The sequence below is a fragment of the Arthrobacter globiformis genome (genome assembly GCF_003261175.1).
GTDB lineage: Bacteria > Actinomycetota > Actinomycetes > Actinomycetales > Micrococcaceae > Arthrobacter > Arthrobacter globiformis_A.
In genome coordinates this window covers 39,446-59,073 of record NZ_QLNP01000084.1, presented here as the reverse complement: position 1 = coordinate 59,073, position 19,628 = coordinate 39,446, and the positions used below count along the sequence as shown (strand labels likewise).

Here is a 19,628-nt window from a genome sequence, read left to right as displayed (position 1 = left end):
CCATGACTGCTATCCAGACTGAGAACCGCGCCTCCGGGCAGGCCAACAGCGGCGTCGAGCACGTCCTGACCCTGGACTGCCCCGAAGGCCCGGGCATCGTGCACGCCGTCTCCGGCTTCCTGCTGGAGTACGGCTGCGACATCATCGACAACAAGCAGTTCGGCGACCGGTCCGAAGGCCACTTCTTCATGCGGGTGCATTTCGCGTCCGACGGCAACGAATCCACGCTGGAGCAGCTGCGTGCCGGGTTCACGCCTGTTGCGGAGAAGTACGACATGAAGTGGTGGCTGGAGCCGAACGGGTCGCGCCGCAAGGTCCTGATCATGGTCTCGAAGTTCGGCCACTGCCTCAACGACCTGCTCTTCCGGGCCCGGGTGGGGGAGCTTCCCATCGAGGTCGTGGGCGTGGTGTCCAACCACACCGACCACCAGACCCTGGTGGAGTGGCACGACATCCCCTTCTTCCACGTCCCTGTCACTGCGGCCACCAAGCCGCAGGCGGAGGCTCGGCTGCTGGAAATCGTGGACGAGCTCGACGTCGAGCTGGTGGTGCTGGCCCGCTACATGCAGGTCCTCAGCGACGACCTGGCGCGGAAGCTGGACGGCAAGGCAATCAACATCCACCACTCGTTCCTGCCGTCGTTCAAGGGTGCCAAGCCGTACCACCAGGCCTACGCCCGCGGCGTGAAGACCGTGGGCGCCACCGCTCACTACGTGAACGCGGAGCTCGATGAGGGCCCCATCATCGCGCAGCAGGTGGTGGAGGTGGACCACACCTTCGGTCCCGAGGACCTGGTCGCCGCGGGCCGGGACACCGAGTGCAAGGCGCTCAGCAACGCCGTCCGCTGGCACTGTGAAGGCCGGATCATCCTGAACGGCAACCGCACGGTGGTCCTGAAGTAATCCTGGTCCTGAACTGGGGACGCTCTCTCACTCCCTGCCGCTCTTCCACGGACGCTCTATCAGGTCCTGCCGCTTAACCAGTAACCCTCCTGCAGTCCATGCAGGAGGGTTACTGGTTAAGCTGCGAAAACTGAGAGAGCGTTGGTGAAAACGCTGCTTTAAGTGAGAGAGCGTCCGGGGTTAGACGCTGAGCTGTTCGCGGAGCGCCTGGACGTGGCCCTGCGCCTTGACCTGGTACTGGGCCAGCGTGACCTTGCCTTCGGGATCCAGGACCACGGTGGAGCGGACGATGCCCTCGTGGACCTCGCCGTCGATGAGCTTCTCGCCCCAGGCGCCGTAGGCCAGGGCAACGGAGTGGTCCTCGTCAGCCAGCAGCGGGAAGGTGAGCCCGAAGTCGCCCGTGAAGTTGGCCAGCTTCTCCGGTGCGTCGGGGGAGATGCCCAGCACCGCGTAGCCGGAGCCCTGGAACGAGGCCAGGTTGTCGCGGAAGTCGCAGGCTTCGGTGGTGCAGCCGGGGGTGGCAGCCTCGGGGTAGAAGTACACGATGACGTTCTTGCCGCGGTAGTCGGCCAGCGTGGTCTGCTTGCCTTCTGCGTCCTGCAGGGTGAAGTCGGGCGCCTGGGTTCCGGGCTGGAGCTTGGTGGTCAGTTTGGGGCTCATGGCATTCCTTCTGATGGATCTGGGTCGAGCGAAAAATCTGGTCAAGCACAATGACTGATCGGACTGATATGGATAACAGCAGCCCTAGATACTGTATTCCGCCGGGCCGCGGACGGTGGCTGCGGGGCCGCAGATGAAGCGGTAGCCGCCCCCGCGGACCGTGGCGATCGCGTGCCGGCCGCCGCGCAGCTTCCGCCGCACCCGGCCCACGTAGACGTCGATGGATCGGGTCGCGGCGCCGGGGCTGTCGAACGACTCCAGGAACAGCCGCAGCTCCTCCCGGTCGACGGTCCGCGAGCAGTGCTCCACGAGGTAGCGCAGCAGCTTGAACTCGACGCCGGTCAACGGCACCCGCTCGCCGTCCAGCAGCACTTCGGACCGGGAAAGATCCACCGCCACCCGGCTGACGTGCCCGGCCGACGGCGGGAGGTGGGGTGCGCCGCCGTCGTCCGTTTCCGGGGAGTCCTCCGGAACGGACGACGACGGTTCCTGGGTTCCGCTGCCAGCCGCCCCCTCCCCTGGGGCGGCGGCAGCGGAGGTTGCAGCTCCGGCGGCGGGCCAGTGGACTTCCGCCTCCGGAGCAAATTGAAGGGCCCGGGCCAGCACCAGCTCCGCGGCCCGGGCCAGGACGTCGGGATCGATGTCCTTGCCCTCGGGGGGAGCTACCCAGACGGCCAGGCCGTGGGCCTTGGCAAACCCATTGGCCTTGGCGCCCCCCGGCGCTGAAGAGCCGCGCGGTGAATGGGCATGCACAGCCACCGCACGGTCCTCAGATGCCGCCGCGGCGGATCAGCTTGCCGCTTGGGGTCTGGCCGTCCACCACGCTGCCGCGCAGGTACGTGCGGCGGACCACGCCGGAGAGTGCCTTGCCGTCGTACGGGGTGATGGGGTTTTTGTGCTTGAGCTTGGACACGTCCACCACGAAGGCCTCGTCCTGCGCGAAGACGGAGAAGTCGGCGTCGTAACCGAGGGCCAGCTGGCCCTTGTTGGAAAGGCGGGCCAGGGCCGCGGGCTTCTCGGCCATCCACGACACCACCTGCTCCAGCGGGATGCCGCGGTGCCGGGCCTCGGTCCAGATCAGGGACAGGCCCAGCTGCAGCGAGGAGACGCCGCCCCAGGCCACGGCGAAGTCGCCGTTTTCGAGGTCCTTCAGGTCCAGCGTGGACGGCGAGTGGTCGGAAACGATGCAGTCGATGGTGCCGTCCTGCAGGCCCTGCCAGAGGAGCTCACGGTTGGAGGCCTCGCGGATGGGCGGGCAGCACTTGTACGCGGTGGCGCCGTCGGGGATTTCCTCGGCCATGAGCGTGAGGTAGTGCGGGCAGGTTTCCACGGTGAGGTGCACGCCGTCGCGCTTTGCCGAAGCGATCATGGGCAGCGCGTCCGACGACGAGAGGTGCAGGATGTGCGCGCGGGCGCCGGTCCAGCGAGCGCGCTCGATCACCTCGGCGATGGCCTTGTTCTCGGCGCCGCGGGGGCGGGAGGCCAGGAACGTGGAGTAGTGGGCGCCGCCGGGGTGGGGTGCGTGGTCGATCGCGTGCGAGTCCTCGGCGTGGACGATCATGAGCGAGTCGAAGGACTTCAACTCGCGCATGTCCTCCTCCATCTCGTCCGCTTCCAGGTGCGGGAACTCGTCCACGCCGGAGTGCAGCAGGAAGCATTTGAAGCCGAAGACACCCTCGTCGTGCAGCGGGCGTAGGTCGGCTTTGTTCCCGGGGATCGCTCCGCCCCAGAATCCGACGTCCACGAAGGCCTGGTCCTCGGCCACCTCGCGCTTGAGCTTGAGGCCGTCCACGTTGGTGGTGGGCGGGATGGAGTTCAGCGGCATGTCGATGATGGTGGTGACCCCGCCGGCTGCAGCGGCGCGGGTGGCGGAGGCGAAGCCTTCCCACTCGGTGCGGCCGGGCTCGTTGACGTGGACGTGGGTGTCCACGAGTCCGGGGATCAGGGTTTCGTCGTCGGCGAGTTCGATGACCTCGGCGCCCTGGAGCCCGTTGCCGAGCGGTTCCAAAGCAACGATCTTGCCGCCGCGCACGCCCACTTCACGGGCTGCGATCCCGGCGGTGGTGAGGATGCGCCGGCCCCGGATGACCAGGTCAAAGCGTTCTTCAGACATTCAGGGGCTCCTTCGTGTAAGCACTGTCGGTCAGGTGCACGCCGATGTGCTGACCCAATTCTTCAAGCAGTCGGCCTGCTTCAGCTATACATATCTCTACATTGCTTTCCAGCGCCGTCAGCGGGTAGACCTGCCGGAAACCTGACCCCTGCTGCTGTTCCGCCGAAAGCGTGGTGCGGCCGCAGACGGCGAGCACCGGCAGTCCGGCTTCGGCGGCTGCCCGGGCGACGCCCATGGGCGTCTTGCCGAGCAGGCTCTGCTCGTCGAGGCTGCCTTCGCCGGTGATCACCAGGTCCGCGCCGTCCAGCCGTTCTGCCAGCCGGGTGAATTCAAGCACGACGTCGATGCCCGGGCGGCGTGATGCCGCCAGTGCCGCGATGGCGGCGTAGCCGACGCCGCCGGCCGCTCCGGCGCCCGGTGCGTTGGCGGCCTTGACGGCCCGCGGCCCGATCTCCGCGGCGAGGACCTGGACAAAGTTGGCCAGGGCAGCGTCCAGCTCGCCGACGTCGGCGGCGGTGGCGCCCTTCTGCGGCCCGAAGATGGCCGCCGCGCCTTCCGGCCCGAGCAGCGGGTTGTCCACGTCGCTCGCCAGGATGAAGCGGGACTCCTCCAGGCGGGCATCGAAGCCGGAGAAGTCGATGGAGGCGAGGTGCGCCAGGGCGGCGCCGCCGAGTGGCAGCTCGTTGCCGTCGGCGTCGAGCATTCGGGCGCCGAGTCCCTGCAGGACGCCCGCGCCGCCATCGGTGTTGGCGCTGCCGCCGACGCCCAGGATGATCTGCCGGCAGCCGGCGTCGAGCGCAGCTCGGATCAGTTCACCGGTTCCCACGCTGCTGGCGGTGCGGGCGGTTGCGGAACCCGGCCGCCCGCCGTCGTAATTCGGCAAAACCGCGAGGCCGGACGCCGCGGCCATTTCGATCACAGCCTCCCGGCCGCGGACCGCGAACTCCGCCGTCAGCGGCTGCCCGGTGGGGCCGCTGACCACGGCGCTGCGGCGCGTGAAGCCGGAGCCGACGGCGGCGTCGAGGGTGCCCTCGCCGCCGTCGGCCACGGGAATCCGCAGTACCTCAAGAGTGCCCTCTTGTCCAAGGGTGCCGGGGCGGCCCGCTGTGGCGGAACGCAGCCCGGTTTCAAGGTGCCGGGCGACGTCCGGGGCGGAGAGTGAGCCCTTGAACTTGTCCGGCGCGATCACGATGCGCATTGCTTGCCTATCTTCGGTACTTTTCGGTGCGGCTGGATTAGGGCTGGTTTAGTCCTGCAGGGCCAGGATGGCGGTGGGCGCGTCGGCTGCGGTGGCGGCCAGCTCCTCGAACTCGTTCACGGCGTTGATCTCGAGGCCCATGGAGATGTTGGTGACCTTTTCCAGGATCACTTCGACCACCACGGGAACCTGGAACTCGCCCATGAGCGCCTTGGCCTTGTCGAATGCGGCCGGCATGTCCTCCGGGCTGGTCACCCGGATGGCCTTGCAGCCCAGGCCCTCGGCCACCTTGATGTGGTCCACGCCGTAGCCCTCGGTCTCGGGGGAGTTGATGTTGTCGAAGCCCAGGGACACGTTCTGCTCCATGTTGAACCCGCGCTGCGACTGGCGGATCAGGCCCAGGTAGGAGTTGTTCACCACCACGTGGATGTACGGCAGGTTGAACTGCGCACCCACTGCCAGCTCCTCGATCATGAACTGGAAGTCGTAATCGCCGGACAGCGCCACCACAGTCTCGCCCGGCTTGCCGCGGACGACGCCGAGTGCGGCCGGGGCGGTCCAGCCCAGCGGGCCTGCCTGGCCGGCATTGATCCACCGGCGGGCGCCGAACACGTGCAGCATCTGGGCGCCGGCGATCTGGGACAGGCCGATGGTGGACACGTAGGTGGTGTCCTTGCCGAACGCCTTGTTCATCTCCTCGTACACGCGCTGCGGCTTGATCGGCACGCTGTCGAAGTGGGTCTTGCGGTGCAGGGTGGCCTTGCGCTCGGCGCACTCGGCAACCCAGCCCTTGTAGTCCGGGAGGGTTCCGGCGGCCTGGCGCTCGCGGGCCAGTTCCAGCAGGCCGTCCAGGGCGGCGCCGGCGTCCGAGGCGATGCCGAAGTCCGGGGAGAACACGCGGCCGATCTGGGTGGGTTCGATGTCGATGTGCACGAACTTGCGCCCGGCGGTGTAGGTGTCCAGGCCGCCGGTGTGGCGGTTGGCCCAGCGGTTGCCGATGCCGATCACGAAGTCGCTGCGCAGGAAGTTCTCGTTGCCGTAGCGGTGGGAAGTCTGCAGGCCCACCATGCCGGCCATCAGCTGGTGGTCGTCCGGGATGGCGCCCCAGCCCATCAGCGTGGGGATGACGGGAACGTTGAGCAGCTCGGCCAGTTCCACCAGCTGCGCGGAGGCACCGGCGTTGATGATGCCGCCGCCGGCCACGATCAGCGGGCGCTCGCCGGCGGTCAGCATGTCCAGGGCCTTTTCCAGCTGCTTGCGGGAGGCCTTGGACTTTTCAACGGGGAGCGGCTCGTAGGTGTCGATGTCGAATTCGATCTCGGCCATCTGCACGTCGATCGGCAGGTCCAGCAGGACGGGGCCGGGGCGGCCGGAGCGCATCAGCTGGAAGGCCTTCTGGAACGCGCCGGGAACCTGGCCGGGCTCCAGGATGGTCATGGCCATCTTGGTGACGGGCTTGGCGATGGACTCGATGTCCACGGCCTGGAAGTCTTCCTTGTGCAGCTTGGCCACGGGGGCCTGGCCGGTGATGCAGAGCATGGGGATGGAGTCGGCCCACGCGGCGTAGAGGCCGGTGATCATGTCGGTGCCGGCGGGGCCGGAGGTGCCGATGCAGATGCCGATGTTGCCGTCGGCTGCGCGGGAGTAGCCGTCGGCCATGTGGCTGGCGCCTTCAACGTGGCGGGCCAGCGTGTGGCGGATGCCGCCGTGGGCCCGCATTGCGGAGTAGAACGGGTTGATCGCCGCCCCGGGCAGGCCGAACGCCTCGGTGGCGCCCTCCTTTTCCAGGATGGCGATGGCAGCGTCTACGGTGCGCATCTTGGTCATGGTGTGCTCCTAGAAAGTCTGTGTTTTGCCCGGTTCAGGGCGGATTTTGGGTGTGCTGGGGGAGCCGCCGTCGTTTGCGTACGACGGCGGTTGCCCGGTTCTGCTTGTTTTGCCCGGTTCTTAGCGGGGTGCTTTACTCCCGGCCGCTGAGCTGCAGGACCTGCTTGAAGAGTCCCGAGTGGTCCAGGCCGCCGTCGCCCTGGTTGACGGTGGCGGCGACGAGCTGGGCGACGACGGCGCCGAGCGGGATGGAGACGTTGGCTTCGCGGGCGGCGGAGGTGATGATGCCCAGGTCCTTGTGGTGCAGGGCGAGGCGGAAGCCGGGGTCGAAGTTGCGGTCGAGCATCTTCTGGCCCTTCTGGTCGAGGACCTTTGAACCGGCCAGGCCGCCGCCGAGGACCTTGAGGGCGGCGTCGGTGTCCACGCCGTAGGCCTCGAGGAAGGCGATGGCCTCGCCGAGGACCTCTATGTTGACCGCGACGATCAGCTGGTTGGCTGCCTTGACGGTCTGGCCGGAGCCGGAGGGGCCGACGTGGACGATGGTCTTGCCGACGGCGTTCAAAACGTCCTGTGCTGCCTCGAAGTCGGCCTTGTCGCCGCCGACCATGATGGAGAGGACGGCGTCGATGGCGCCCTGTTCGCCGCCGGAAACCGGGGCGTCGAGGGGGCGGATGCCGGCTGCGGTGGCGTCGTCGGAGAGGCGCTTGGCGACGTCGGGGCGGATGCTGGACGCGTCGATCCAGAGGGTGCCCTGCTTGGCGTTGGCGAAGACGCCGTCGGGGCCGCTGACGACGCCTTCGACGTCGGGGGAGTCCGGCACCATGGTGATGACGACGTCGGCGTCCTTGACGGCGTCCGCGATGCTGGAGGCGCCCTTGCCGCCTTCGGAGACGAGCTTGTCGATCTTGTCCTGGCTGCGGTTGAAGCCGGTGACGGTGTGGCCGGCCTTGACGAGGTTGATGGCCATGGGCAGGCCCATGATTCCGAGTCCGATGACTGCAACGTTGCTCATGATGGTTCTCTTTCTGAAGTCTGTTTGTGGTGCGCGGGTGGGGACTAGTTGGCGGCGTGTTCGCGGATCGCCCAGCTGAAGGCGGTTTCCTGCGGTTCCTTGTATTCGAGGCCGATGTAGCCGTCGTAGCCGAGTTCGCGGCTGCGGGCGATCCACTCGCCGAGGGGAAGCTCGCCGGTTCCGGGAGCCCCGCGGCCGGGGTTGTCGGCAATCTGGATGTGTCCGAAGTCCTTGGCGTGGTTCTCGATGACCGCGGCGACGTCGTCGCCGTTGACGGCCAGGTGGTAGAAGTCCGCGAGCAGCCTGATGTTCTGGGCGCCGGATTCCGCCTTGACCCGGGCGATCACATCGAGCGCATCCTGGGCCTTGAGGAGCGGGTAGCGCGGGGCTCCGCTGACGGGTTCGAGGAGGACGGTGCCGCCGATGCGGGCCACGCCCTCGGCAGCCGCGGCCAGGTTCTTGGCTGCGAGTTCGTCCTGCTCCTCCGGGCGGAATTCCTCCTGGCGGTTGCCGTAGAGGGCATTGAAGGCGGTGCAGCCGAGGCGCTCGCCGATGCCGGCGACGACGTCGATGTTGTCCTTGAACTCGGAGCAGCGTCCCTTCCAGGACACCAGGCCGCGGTCGCCGCCGGGCATGTTGCCGGCGTTGAAGTTCAGGCCGGAGAGCTGGACGCCGGCGTCGGTGATGGCGCGCTCGAAAGCCGTGGTCTCGGCGTCGGAAGGGACTGAGGTCTCAAAGGGCCACCAGAACTCGACGGCGTCGAAACCTGCCGCTTTCGCGGCTGCCGGGCGCTCGAGCAGGGGCAGCTCCGTCAGGAGGATGGAGCAGTTCACTGTGTACGTCATCGTAGGTCCTTCCGGGAGGGGCTTTGATCTATCTTCCCTGCTTTGCGGCCTGCATACCGTTTCCGCTTTGTGGAATTTAGATTCTGCTTTATGAAAAGTGTAGGGAAAGGGTGGTGGGGTAGTCAAGGGGAGTGGTCAGGGGAAGGGGACGACGGTGGCGATGGCATTCTGGAGGCCGCCGAAAGCGAAAGAAGGGCCGGCACTTGAGGTGCCGGCCCTTCCTGATGTTTGAGGTCTGTATTTTTCCCTGGGGCGTTACGCCCGCGCCGCGTCGACGAGGACGCCGTCAATCCGGGACAGCACACCTGGCCAGCCGTTGCCCATGCCCTCGAAGGCCTGCTGGCCCATGGGAGTGTCGAGGTTGAATCCGGCGTGCTCGAGGTGCAGGACCGTTCCGTCCTGGACGGTTTCAAGCGTCCACGTGACAGTCGTGTCCAGGCCGCCTTCGGCGAAGAGGAAGCTGATCGACGTGCCGGGATCGACACGGAGGACTTCGCACTGCTGCGTGCCCCAAGCGCCCATGTCGAGGGTGAATCGGTGGCCGACGGCGGGGGCGATGTTGCCCGGCGCCCACCAGCGGGCGAGCAGGTCCGGCGTCGTGAGTGCTTTCCAGACTGCCCCCGGCGGGTGCGGGAAGTGGCGGGTGAGGCGGATCGTATTGTCGGTCATGGGTTCTCTTCTTCCGATAGTTCGGCCAGTAGGTTGCCCAGCGCATCCAGGCGCCGGTTCCAGTAGTGCTCGTAGTGCTTCAGCCAGCCGCCCACCTCGGCCAGGCCGGCAGCCTGCAGGTGATACACCCGGTGCCTTCCTTGCCGCTCCTCCTGGATCAGCCCGGCCTCGCGGAGCACGGCGAGGTGTTCCGACGCTGCGGAGCGGCTCTGCTCAAGCAGCCCCGTGAGGTCGCCGGCTGTCCGCGGCCCGTTCCGGAGTTCGTCGAGGATGGTGCGCCGTGCCGGGTTGGCCAGGGCGCCGAAGATGTCGGGAGGCACGTTTGTAGAATATGTCGGAAATTTCCGAAATGAAAGTGGGGCGGCACTTGTCGGTGGCTGGGTAGCGGTTCTCTGGCAGGAAACCGAAAAAACCCCTGTTTCGCGGGGCTGCAGGCTCGTAAAATGAAGGTGGGGCCGACGGCACGAGCCCCGGAGAGCGATCCTTACGAGCCCGGGGCGCCTTCCCAAAACGCCGCCGGCCCTTATGAATGCCGCCAGGTTTCGATCCGGTCACAGATCTTCCCGCAAGGTCACGCCCATGTGACCATTGGGCATGAGCGAAGAACTTATGGCGGCGGCACCCTCCGGCGGTGGCGCTCCCCGTAACCGAACGGCCGGACTGATCCACTCCGAAGGCTCCGAAGCCACACGGAAGATACGCGAGCAGGCCAAACGGCGCCGGGAAGCAGAAGCGAAACTGCAACTGCACCTGATGGAAACCCGCACCAAGTCAGCGGGAACGCCGGACCCGGCACTCTAAAGCATTCAACCAAGAGCGGGCGACGTACCGGACGCCCGCTACGCCTCTTGTGCCACCTGCCCGGCCAGTACCTGCCCCTGCGAACCACGCACCGGCAGTGGGTTGGGGGCGCCGAGTGCGCGGTAGTCCCAGCCGGCGGCGCGGTACGCTTCGGCGTCCAGCGCGTGCCGGCCGTCCACGATGTTCCGCAGCTGTACCAGGGCGCCGAGCGCGACTGGATCGGCGCGGCGGAAAAGGTCCCATTCGGTCAGGAGCGCCACGATCTCTGCCCCGGTCACGGCGGCCTCGAGGGTCTCGGCATAGGCCAGGTCCGGGTAGCTGCGCCGGGCGTTGTCCATGGCTTTCGGGTCGAACACCGTGACCTTCGCCCCGGCCTGGTGGAGCATGCGGGCCACGTCCAGCGCCGGGGCATCCCGGACATCGTCCGAATCCGGTTTGAACGCGGCGCCCAGGACGGTGACTTGCACGCCCGTGAGGTCCCCGCACGCCATTTCGGTGATGAGGTCCACGGTGCGTTGGCGGCGGCGCTGGTTGATGGCGTCCACTTCCTGCAGGAAGCCCACGGCCTGCCCGACGCCGAGTTCTTTGGCCCGGTGGGTGAATGCGCGGATGTCTTTGGGCAGGCAGCCGCCGCCGAAGCCGAGGCCTGGTTTGAGGAAGCGGCCGCCGATCCGGCTGTCGTAGGAGAGGGCTGTGGCGAGCTGGTTGACGTCAGCGCCGGTGGCTTCGCAGATTTCGGCCATCGCGTTGATGTAGGAGATCTTGGTGGCCAGGAAGGAATTCGCGGCGGCCTTGACCAGTTCGGCGGTGGCGAGGTCCGTCACCACCACCGGTGTGCCGTCCGCGATGATCGGTGCGTAGCAGGCGGCGAGGAGTGCGCGGGCCCGCTCGGAGGGCACGCCGAACACCAGCCGGTCCGGGTGCAGGGTGTCCTCTACCGCGTGCCCCTCCCTCAGGAACTCCGGGTTCCAGGCGAGCTCAACGCCCGCGCCGGCCGGGGCGTTTTGCTGCAGGAACGATGTGAGGCGTTCCGCCGTGCCGATCGGGACCGTGGATTTGCCGGCCACGAGGCATTCCCGGTCGAGGTGCGGCGCGAGCAGGGAAACGGCAGCCTCCAGATAGCGAAGGTCCGCGGCCTGCGAATCGGGCATCTGCGGGGTGCCGACGCAGAGGAAATGGATTCCGGCGTCGGCCGCCGCCGAGAAGTCGGTGGTGAAGCTCAGCCTGCCGGTCTCCAGCATCCGGCGCAGCAGTTTCTCCAGCCCCGGTTCGTAGAACGGCAGCTCTCCACCCGACAGCAAACGGATCTTATCGCTATCGACGTCGATCCCTACCACCCGGCGCCCCATCAAGGCCATGCAGACGGCATGCGTTGTGCCAAGATAGCCCGTCCCCAGGACGGAAAGGGAAAGCCCGTCCGGGCCCTGTGTTGGGAAATTGTTCATGTCAGGTTCCAAACCGTGTCTGTTCCGGATGCGCCGTAACCAGCGACGTTGCATACGTCGCTCGTTGCGGTCCCCATAGCGGGCGGAACGAGTAAATGCAGGCCAGCCGTAGGCGTGCTGACGCGCAATAGGCGGCAAGCCTGCCGGGGCTGACGTCAAGGCGTTCGGCCGAGGACATGATGCTGGCGTGGGCGATGATGTACCGGCCGGTGGTGAGTAGGTGTTGCCGCCACCTCAGTTCCACGTGGACGTCCAAGTTAGCCAAGTCCAGGGCAGCCTCGGCCCGGCAGGACTCGTCGAAATCCAGCAGGCCCGGGGCGCCCGGGTGGTCTGTGCCGAGCATTTGCTTCTCGTGCAGGTCTCCGTGAGCCCAACCCAGAGGATCCCGGGGCTGGGCGAGGAGGGCGGCGGTGACTGCATCCGCCTGCACCATAAGGGCAGCGCGTGCCTCGGCAGCTTCGGCAATGCCCTCGCTGTGGCGCAGCCAGTGGTCGATCCAACGCCGCAGGCTGACGGCTTCCTCCTCCGCGTCATGCAGCGGGAGACGCTCCAAGCTGCTCCGGAATGCCGGGCTGCTGGCACTGGCCACGGTTTCAATCCACGCCCGCTGCCACTGCGCCCACTTGGCGGCGTAGAACGCGTCCGTGATTCCGGTCTGGTCCTGGCCGAGCTCATAGAAGGAGCGGCCGGGGACGGGGCTGAAGACCAGGACGTCCCGCCCGGCGGTGATGAGGCGGGGCGTGTTGAAGCCGGCCCCGGCCAGGGGAGCGGCCGCAATGGTGTGGCTGGCTGCCGCGTTCGGCGCCCACCCGGGTGGAAGCACCTTGATGTAGCTCACCGGAGTGCGCAGCACGGCACGTCTGTGGGCGCGGTGAACCACAACTTCGCCCTTGGATGACTCTCCGGCCAGAGCGGGCAGGCGGCGGTCATTCACCGTGACAGGGTCGAACCGGCCCTCGCGGTAAAGTCCCGCCAGCACACCGGGCCGGCCCGGTGTGCGGACTTCCAAGATGTACCGGCCCGCCGTGGTGCCGGGCCATGCGCGCTGGACCGACCAGACGCGTCCTTCAGCGTCGGTTACCCGGCGGGGGACAGGAGGATGCCAGTTCATGTGATCAGCTCCCTTGCCCTGCTGAGATGCCATGACATGTCTGCGGCCCATTCCGGGGACCGGTCGCGGAAGGGGTCAACGCTGCTGTTGAAGAGCCGAAAGGCCGCCCACGCATCCACCCCGGCTTGCGTGAAGCGCCCGCCCGCCTGGAGGTAGCCGTCCATAAGACCGGCCGTTTTGGGGCCGCCGGCAGACCCGCCGCGGGCAGATGCACCGCCTGCCGATCCTCCGCTGGCAGGAGCGCCCCCGGAAGCGGGCAGCACCGTCTCTTCTGCCGCGGCGAACGATCCCAGGTCGGCCTCGGCCGTCCCGGCGTGTGCCCGGTCGAAGTCAATGAGGCGCACCTCCGAACCCCCTACCAGTACCTGATCGGGTGAGAAGTCGCCGTGCACGAGCACCTGGCCGGGCTGGCCGCCGTTCAGCAGCAGTGCACTGAGCTCGGCTTCGATGCGCCTGGCCGGTTCCTCCAGCGCAGGCAGGAGGGAGGAAACCATGTTGCGGGTGGCCTGCAGTTGCGTGGTGATTCCCGCTGGCCAGCTCCCCGCACCGTCCTGGAGGTGGGGATCAGCAACCCCGTGCAGCCTGGCCAGGGCTTCCCCGGCAGCGAAGGCGCCCGACTCGTCGTCGAGCCCGGCGAGGTCACCGCCGCCCCAGGCGACGCAGGCGCTGATGCCGTGGTCCAGGCACTCCGCGTCCCCCAGCTGGGGGAGCAGCGGGACCCCGTGAAGACGGAGGCGATCCAGGAAGTGGCTCTGCTGTCCGGCGGCGGCAGGTTTCGCTGCGGCCTTAATTACGACGGCGGTGCTCGCCTGGTGCGCGGACAGCACCAGCCGCCGTTCCGGCTTGTACCGCAGCACGCTGCCGCCCGCCAGCAGAGTCCCGCCCTGTCTGCTCGAAATGCCCAGCCGTTCGGCGCCGTGCTCGCGCAGCCACAGGAGATTCTTGTACAGGGCCCAGTCGTCCTCCACTCCGCCTACCGCCACCAGCGTGTCCTGTTGCCCGGGGACCGGCCGGAGGACGCGCATGTTCCCGCCGCGGGACCGTGAGGTGCTTTCGCGCCGCAGCAGCTTGGCGGCGGGGGCGGCCAGGGTATAGGCCCAGCCGTAGTCGAAGCTGCCGCTGCGGATCCTGCGGAAAGCCACCAGCAGTGAAGTGCCCGGCTTGTAGCGGACGCGGGTGACGCGCACGGTCTCGCCGAGCAGTTGGGACAAGCGGCCGTTGTCCAGCAGCCAGGAAAGGGCAGGCAGCGCGGCGTCGCGGCTGGCCAGGGACTGGTCCGGATTGCTGAATCCGGAAGGTGAGGCGTTCACGGCACCACCTGCCTGGCTTCGCCCTGATCAACCCCGCCGGGACGATCCGGCACGCCCGGGTCCTGGTCCGCCATCCACTGGGCGAACCTGGAGCCGGAATCCCTGAGCAGGTCGTCGGGCCGCCCGGTTTCGACGACGCGCCCGTGTTCGAGCCAGATGATGCGGTCGCAGGAGCGCGCGGAGTGGGCATCGTGGGTGATGGTGATGGAGGTGCGTCCCCGGGTGAGGGTGTCGAGGGCCTGCAGGACGGCGTTCCGCGACACGGGGTCCAGCCCTGCGGTGGCCTCGTCCAGGATGACAATCGGCGCCTGCCGGAGGACGGCGCGGGCAATGGCGATCCGCTGCCGCTGGCCGCCGGAGAGGTCCTTCGCGGCTTCGCCCAGCACGGTGTCGTAGCCATCCGGGAGGGCGCGGATGAAACCGTCGGCCTGGGCGAGGACGGCGGCCTCCTCGATCTCTGCGTCCGTGGCGTCCAGCCGGCCGAAGCGGATGTTGTCCCGCACCGAGGTTCCGAAGAGCACCGAGTCCTGCAGCAGGATGGACACGTGCGAGCGGACGGAAGCGATGGTGAGGCCGCGGAGGTCCTCGCCGCCTACCCGGACGGACCCTGTGCTGGGGTCGATCATGCGCAGGACGAGGCTGGCGAGGGTGGATTTGCCGGCGCCGGACGGGCCAAGGACGGCCAGGTGTTCGCCGGCTGGAATGGTGAGGCTGATGCCGTGCAGCACAGGTCCTGCGCCGTGCCCGGCGGAGACATTGTCCAGGACGATGTCCGGGCGGGCGCTGTCCAGGCGGCGGGCGTGAGGGGCTTCAGGCAGGTCGGTCTGGGCTTCGAGGAGGTCCGCGACGCGTTCACCGGAGGCGGTGGCCCGCGCGATCCGGCCGGTCTGCTTGGCCAGGTCCTTCAGTGGCTTCATTCCGGTTTTGAGGTACATCAGGAACACCACCAGGTCGCCGGGGGTGATCGCGTGCTCCAGGACGCGCCAGCCACCGCCGGCGAGGACAACCGCCGTCGCGATGCCGATCAGCACGTCGGTGCGCCGCTCCAAGCCGGCCGCCAGGCGCAGCGCCGCGACGCCGGTGCCGAGGGTGGCCTGGTTGCTCTTGCGGAAGCCGGAGCTGATGGTGTCTTCGAGCCCGTAGGCCTGCACCTCGCGGATGGCGCCGAGGGTCTGGGCAGCGGTGGTGGCAAGATGCCCCTCGCCCTTGCGGGAGCTGCCCGCGGCGGCGGTGATGGGGCCGGAGCTGGCGCGGGAGAGCAGCGCGAACACTCCGCCGGCCAGGAACACCACCAGGGACAGCAGAGGGTCGAGCCACAGCAGGATGCCAGTCATCAGGACCAGGGTGATGGTGTTGCCCAGCAGTGGCAGGCCGGCGGTGACCGCGACCTCCTGCAGGCGGGACACGTCGCCCACCAGCCGCTGGACGGTGTCGCCAGTGGACGCCCGGGTGTGGTGGCGCATGGACAGGCTTTGGACGTGGCGGAAGGCGCGGGCCCGCAAGTCGGCGGCGACCCGGGATCCGATCAGGGCGAAGCAGATCGCGGACCAGTAGTTGGCCACCGCCCGGCCCAGCGCGATCGCCACCACAAAGGCGCCGCACAGCACCAGCGTCTGGACGCTGGCATCGAGTGAGGGTCCTGGCTTGTGCAGCGTCGCGCCCAGTGCGCGGGAAACGGCGTCGACCACGAGTTTGACCGGCCATGGCTCGACGAGCCGGAACACGACGTCGAACGCCAGGGCGGAGAATCCGCCCGCCATCAGCCACCGGTGGCCCCGCAGGTGCGGGCGCACGCAGCGCAGCGTCCGCCGCAGCCCTGACTCCGGCCTGGCCGGGCGAGCTGGCCTGGGCCGCCGTGAGGAGCGGGCGGGGCTTGCGTGGGAGGGGTTTGCGCTCATCGTGCCACCCCTTGGCTGAGGGGCAGGGTAGCGGTGATGCGGGACAGCACGCTGTCCCAGCTGTAGAGTCCGACGGCGGCGGCCCTCGCCTGGGTGCCCAGGCGCTCGCGGAGCGCGGCGTCCGCGCCGAGGCGCCGAAAGGCGGCGGCGAAAGCCGATGCATCACCCGGCGGGACGAGCAGTCCGGTGCGTCCGTCCTCCACGATGGACGGTATCTGGCCCACTGCCGTGGCCACGATGGGCATGCCCGCGGCCATGTACTCGTAGACCTTAAGGGGGGAAAAGTAGTCGCCCTGGCCGGGCAGAGGCTGCGGGTAGGGTGCGGCGGCTGCATCGCATCCGTGCAGCAGCCCGGGCACCGCATCCGGGGGCACCGCGCCGGTGAACTCCGCCTCCACGCCCAGCCCGGCTGCCGCCCGTTGCAGGTCCTGCCTGCCGGGGCCGTCGCCAATGATTTTCACGCTCCACCGTCCGTCGTGGCCTGAAGACCCGGATTCAGTATTGGCCAGCGCTACCGCCGTGAGCAGGGCGGGGACACCGTGCCACGGCTTCAGCGTGCCCACGAATGCCACGGTGAGCCGGCGCGGGTGGCGGCGGCCATGCGGCCGGGGACCTATCCGTTCCGTGTTCACGCCGTTCGGTGCCAGCAGTGTTTTGGCCCCCGGCACCCGGCCCTCCACCCACCGGACCACGGGCTCGGAGACAGAGGCCACGGTGTCAGCGGCCAGGGCGTTGCGGTGCAGGACCGCCTCGGCCAGGCGGACGTCGAACAGCTGCCGGTACCGCTGCTGCTCCTCGATCAGGGGCGCATTGACCTCCAGCACCGACGGGACGCCGAGGGTTCCGGCAACCAGGGCGAGCGCCGGGCTGAAGAGCGAGTAGCGCTCGTAGACCACGTCGCAGCCGTCGCGGACCACCGCCTCGGCCAGGGCCGCAGCAGCCTCCCCGATGGCACGCTCCCGCTCCTCCCCGTCGGCGCGGCGGGGCGGCAGTTCGACGACGGTGAGGTCCGCCAGGTCTGCCGGCCTCTCGGTTCCGGCGTGGGTGCAGTAGACCGTGACGTCGGCCCCGGCGCGGCGCCAGGCGCGGGAGATCTCCTGCACATGGACCGATGATCCCTTGGTGCCGAAGACCGGAACGCCGGGGTCTGCACACACGTAGGCGACGCGCATCAGGCTACCCTCCTTGCTTCCATCGACAGGGCCCGGAGTGCCTCCGCCTGCCGCCGCACGTCGTAGTCCTTCTCGATCAGGGCGCGGGCGTTGCGGGCCATCGAAACCCGGTCCATGGCCGGTGAACTGATGCGGCGGATCGCCTGGGCGAGCAGATGAGGCTGGCCGGGCCTGGTCAGTATTCCGGTGTGCCCGTTGCGGACGGCCTCGGGTATGCCCGTGACGGCTGTGGAGATGCAGGGAACGCCGGCGGCCATGGCCTCGAGCAGGACGGTGGGCATCCCGTCGGCGTTGCCGTCCGAGCCCACGACGCACGGCGCGATGAAGGCGTCGGCCGAATCCAGCAGTTCGTGGACCTGGTCCTGGGTCTGCGGGCCCAGCAGCCGCACACTCCGCACCAGCCCGAGCTGTTCCACGGAGGACTGCAGCTGTTCGGCCAGCAGCCCCGTGCCCGCGATTCGCAGGTCCAGCGGGAAACCGTGGGCCACCAGCTCCGCGGCGGCGGGCAGCAGATGCTGGAAACCTTTCTTTTCGACCAGGCGTCCCACCGCGGCCACCCGTAGGGTTGCGCCGATGGGACGCGGGTCACGGTAGGGGAATCGGTCCAGTTCCAGCCCATTCCGGACCAGGTGGAGGCGGGAGGTGACGTCCGGGAAGAGGCGGCGCAGAAAGCGCAGGTTGTACTCGCTGATGGTCACAGCGTGGTGGGCCTGGGCAAACTTGATCCGCAGATCGTCGGGGCTGACGGAGTCAAGGAAGATGTCCACGGCGTGCGCCGTGAACGAATACGGAATGCCGGTGATCGCCGAGGCCAGCCGGGCCACGGTGGTAGGGGTGGACGCGAAGTGGACGTGCAGGTGCCGGATGTTGCGGTTTTTCAGGGCGACGGCGAGGTTGATGGCTTGGAGGGCATCATTCGTGTCCGCCGTGGCCAGCTCAGCGAAAACCCTGGCGACGGCGGGGGCCAGGCCGGCGGCCTCAGCCGCACGGAAGACATTCCATGCGCCGTCGGCGCTTTTCGGGCGGCCGATATACGTCACGGGCGCTTTGACGCGGGCCAGCTCAGGATGGAACCGCGGATCGTTCGGTGGGAGCAGGGAGAAGATCTCGATCGTGTCCCCGGCTGCCTCGCGTGCCAGAATCTCCGACACGATGAACGTTTCGGAGAACCGCGGGTACATCTTGAGGATGTAGGCGGTGGCTGGTTCAGACTGCAGCATGGGCGGCACCTTCCCGGACGCTGCTGACGGCGGGGACCAGCGCGGGCTGCAGGAGTTCGGCCGCCAGATGTGGCACGCGGACCAGCCCGTTGAGCAGCGCCCGTCCACGGTCCACCTTGGTGCCGAGCCGGCTAGCCAGCCAGCGGGAGAGGGTGCCCGGCGTGAGCGTGCCGATTTCGCGAGACTCCACGTACCCCGCGGACGCCAGGGAAGCGGCCCTGATCCGCTGCTCGGACCGCGAGTGGATGCGCGGCACAATCAGGGCAGGAACGTCGGTGCTCATGATCTCGCAGACGGTGTTGTAACCGCCCATAGACACAATGGCCTGGGCGCCGCGCAGGTGGGGAACCATGCCATCAAGCCTCTCGATGATCCTGACGCCCGCCCCGGCCCGCCTGCGCAGGTCTGCGAGCTGCTCCGCCGGCATCTGCGGTCCCGCAACGACCAGGTGGCCGACGCCCTCCGGCAGTTCCGCCTCCGCCGCCAGGGCTGCCAGCGCGTGTCCGTCGGCGCCGCCGCCCACTGTCGTCATGAAGTAGGGACCTGGCATTGTTAGTTTCCCCGGACCCGCCGGTCTGCCGGCCGCGAGGTAACCCGTGAAGCGGATCAGTTGTTGCACAGACGGCGGGATCTCGCCCGCGGCAACGGGGTTGTGCACTGCAGGATCGCCGTAGACCCAAATTGCGTCAAAGAGGTCGTTGACCAGGGGCGCGCCGCCCACCCTCTCCCACTCGGCGATGGCCGCTTCAGGGGCGTCCAGGATCTCCCGCAGCCCCAGCACCGTGCGGACGGATCCGGCTGCGCGCGCGCGGCGCAGGGCTGATTCCAGTTCACGGTGGATGCCCGTCGCGTGGCGGTCAACCACCACCAGGTGGGGGAGGAACCCGCCCAGCACAGAGTCGAGCAGGCCTGCCCGAAGCGAGATGAGGTCCTGCATAGGGACGCTAAGGTTGCGGGGCTGATAGCCGGCCGGCCCCTTTTCCACTGCTGGCAGGATGATCCAGTCCCAGCCGGCAGGAACGTCGAACCCGGGAGCCAGCGCCGTGCCGGAAACGAGGAGGCCTGTCACAGCGCGGCCGGTCAGGACGGGAAGCTGGTTGCTCAGGGCATGGGCCAGCGCGAGGTTGCGCCGCACGTGGCCGAGGCCCACCGAGTCGTGTGAATAAAGAACAATCCTTAAGTGGTCCATGTGGTCCCCCACTGCCGGCCGAATCGAATGACAACTTTTGTTTCGGCAGGCGTCAATGAGACGACTTACTCGGAGATGGGAGAACCGCTAAAGAACTCTCATAATGTCCGGGTGCTGCGGCGTCAATGCCGCGACTATTGAAATATCGGGTTGTGCTTGCCGGGCGAAAGCGGGGGCAGGCAATGGCCTTGTGCTCCTGCCCCCGCCAGGGGCAGGAAGGGTAAATCCCACGTTGCCACCGCACGCCGTAGAGGTC

The 19,628-nt window shown here is 68.2% G+C and carries 18 protein-coding genes; 2 read left to right on the top strand and 16 right to left on the bottom strand.

The window, feature by feature from the left end; translation table 11 throughout:
- Positions 1 to 2: 2 nt before the first annotated feature.
- Positions 3 to 902, top strand: coding sequence for a formyltetrahydrofolate deformylase (purU, locus tag DBZ45_RS13445; protein WP_111904394.1), 900 nt, complete (start codon positions 3 to 5; stop codon positions 900 to 902).
- Between the two features lie 180 nt (positions 903 to 1,082).
- Here the strand turns inward: purU and bcp are convergent, their stop codons facing one another.
- From bcp to DBZ45_RS13400, 9 genes are all read right to left on the bottom strand, one after another.
- Positions 1,083 to 1,562, bottom strand: a complete 480-nt coding sequence (bcp, locus tag DBZ45_RS13440) for a thioredoxin-dependent thiol peroxidase (RefSeq protein WP_111904393.1) — start codon at positions 1,560 to 1,562, stop codon at positions 1,083 to 1,085.
- An 84-nt stretch (positions 1,563 to 1,646) separates the two neighbouring features.
- On the bottom strand, positions 1,647 to 2,321 hold the full coding sequence (locus tag DBZ45_RS13435) for a winged helix-turn-helix domain-containing protein (protein ID WP_111904392.1): 675 nt from the start codon (positions 2,319 to 2,321) through the stop codon (positions 1,647 to 1,649).
- A 10-nt stretch (positions 2,322 to 2,331) separates the two neighbouring features.
- Positions 2,332 to 3,675 carry an allantoinase AllB gene (allB, locus tag DBZ45_RS13430; RefSeq protein ID WP_111904391.1) on the bottom strand — a complete coding sequence of 448 codons (1,344 nt, stop codon included), beginning with the start codon at positions 3,673 to 3,675 and terminating at the stop codon, positions 2,332 to 2,334.
- The gene (locus DBZ45_RS13425; RefSeq protein ID WP_111904390.1) at positions 3,668 to 4,873 is read right to left on the bottom strand and encodes a glycerate kinase; all 1,206 of its coding nucleotides are present in this window, start codon (positions 4,871 to 4,873) and stop codon (positions 3,668 to 3,670) included. The genes allB and DBZ45_RS13425 overlap by 8 nt, the downstream gene beginning before the upstream one ends.
- Before the next feature lie 48 nt (positions 4,874 to 4,921).
- Positions 4,922 to 6,700, bottom strand: a complete 1,779-nt coding sequence (gene gcl, locus DBZ45_RS13420) for a glyoxylate carboligase (protein WP_111904389.1) — start codon at positions 6,698 to 6,700, stop codon at positions 4,922 to 4,924.
- 133 nt (positions 6,701 to 6,833) lie between these two features.
- Complete coding sequence (locus DBZ45_RS13415; protein WP_111904388.1) at positions 6,834 to 7,712, bottom strand: 2-hydroxy-3-oxopropionate reductase; 879 nt, start codon at positions 7,710 to 7,712, stop codon at positions 6,834 to 6,836.
- A 44-nt stretch (positions 7,713 to 7,756) separates the two neighbouring features.
- Positions 7,757 to 8,557, bottom strand: a complete 801-nt coding sequence (locus DBZ45_RS13410; protein WP_111904387.1) for a hydroxypyruvate isomerase family protein — start codon at positions 8,555 to 8,557, stop codon at positions 7,757 to 7,759.
- Positions 8,558 to 8,812: 255 nt separating this feature from the next.
- Positions 8,813 to 9,226 carry an SRPBCC family protein gene (locus DBZ45_RS13405; protein WP_111904386.1) on the bottom strand — a complete coding sequence of 138 codons (414 nt, stop codon included), beginning with the start codon at positions 9,224 to 9,226 and terminating at the stop codon, positions 8,813 to 8,815.
- Complete coding sequence (locus DBZ45_RS13400) at positions 9,223 to 9,546, bottom strand: ArsR/SmtB family transcription factor (protein ID WP_111904385.1); 324 nt, start codon at positions 9,544 to 9,546, stop codon at positions 9,223 to 9,225. Before DBZ45_RS13400 ends, DBZ45_RS13405 begins: the two co-directional genes overlap by 4 nt.
- 274 nt (positions 9,547 to 9,820) lie before the next feature.
- Here DBZ45_RS13400 and DBZ45_RS13395 point away from each other — a divergent pair, with 274 nt between their 5' ends.
- Positions 9,821 to 10,027 carry a hypothetical protein gene (locus DBZ45_RS13395; protein WP_111904384.1) on the top strand — a complete coding sequence of 69 codons (207 nt, stop codon included), beginning with the start codon at positions 9,821 to 9,823 and terminating at the stop codon, positions 10,025 to 10,027.
- A 38-nt stretch (positions 10,028 to 10,065) separates the two neighbouring features.
- Here DBZ45_RS13395 and DBZ45_RS13390 read toward each other — a convergent pair whose 3' ends face one another.
- Genes DBZ45_RS13390 through DBZ45_RS13360 form a run of 7 tightly spaced genes read right to left on the bottom strand, consistent with a single transcriptional unit; the run spans position 10,066 to position 19,372 of the window.
- Positions 10,066 to 11,472, bottom strand: a complete 1,407-nt coding sequence (locus tag DBZ45_RS13390) for a UDP-glucose dehydrogenase family protein (RefSeq protein WP_111904383.1) — start codon at positions 11,470 to 11,472, stop codon at positions 10,066 to 10,068.
- A gap of 1 nt (position 11,473) precedes the next feature.
- Entirely contained in the window at positions 11,474 to 12,583 is a 1,110-nt protein-coding gene (locus tag DBZ45_RS13385; protein ID WP_111904382.1) for a phosphotransferase, read from the bottom strand.
- On the bottom strand, positions 12,580 to 13,893 hold the full coding sequence (locus DBZ45_RS13380; protein ID WP_111904381.1) for an aminoglycoside phosphotransferase family protein: 1,314 nt from the start codon (positions 13,891 to 13,893) through the stop codon (positions 12,580 to 12,582). The genes DBZ45_RS13385 and DBZ45_RS13380 overlap by 4 nt, the downstream gene beginning before the upstream one ends.
- Complete coding sequence (locus tag DBZ45_RS13375) at positions 13,890 to 15,791, bottom strand: ABC transporter ATP-binding protein (RefSeq protein ID WP_223257075.1); 1,902 nt, start codon at positions 15,789 to 15,791, stop codon at positions 13,890 to 13,892. The genes DBZ45_RS13380 and DBZ45_RS13375 overlap by 4 nt, the downstream gene beginning before the upstream one ends.
- Positions 15,788 to 16,963 carry a glycosyltransferase family 4 protein gene (locus DBZ45_RS13370; RefSeq protein ID WP_111904380.1) on the bottom strand — a complete coding sequence of 392 codons (1,176 nt, stop codon included), beginning with the start codon at positions 16,961 to 16,963 and terminating at the stop codon, positions 15,788 to 15,790. Before DBZ45_RS13370 ends, DBZ45_RS13375 begins: the two co-directional genes overlap by 4 nt.
- On the bottom strand, positions 16,963 to 18,183 hold the full coding sequence (locus DBZ45_RS13365) for a glycosyltransferase (protein ID WP_111904379.1): 1,221 nt from the start codon (positions 18,181 to 18,183) through the stop codon (positions 16,963 to 16,965). Before DBZ45_RS13365 ends, DBZ45_RS13370 begins: the two co-directional genes overlap by 1 nt.
- On the bottom strand, positions 18,170 to 19,372 hold the full coding sequence (locus DBZ45_RS13360; RefSeq protein ID WP_111904415.1) for a glycosyltransferase family protein: 1,203 nt from the start codon (positions 19,370 to 19,372) through the stop codon (positions 18,170 to 18,172). The genes DBZ45_RS13365 and DBZ45_RS13360 overlap by 14 nt, the downstream gene beginning before the upstream one ends.
- Between the last annotated feature and the right edge of the window lie 256 nt (positions 19,373 to 19,628).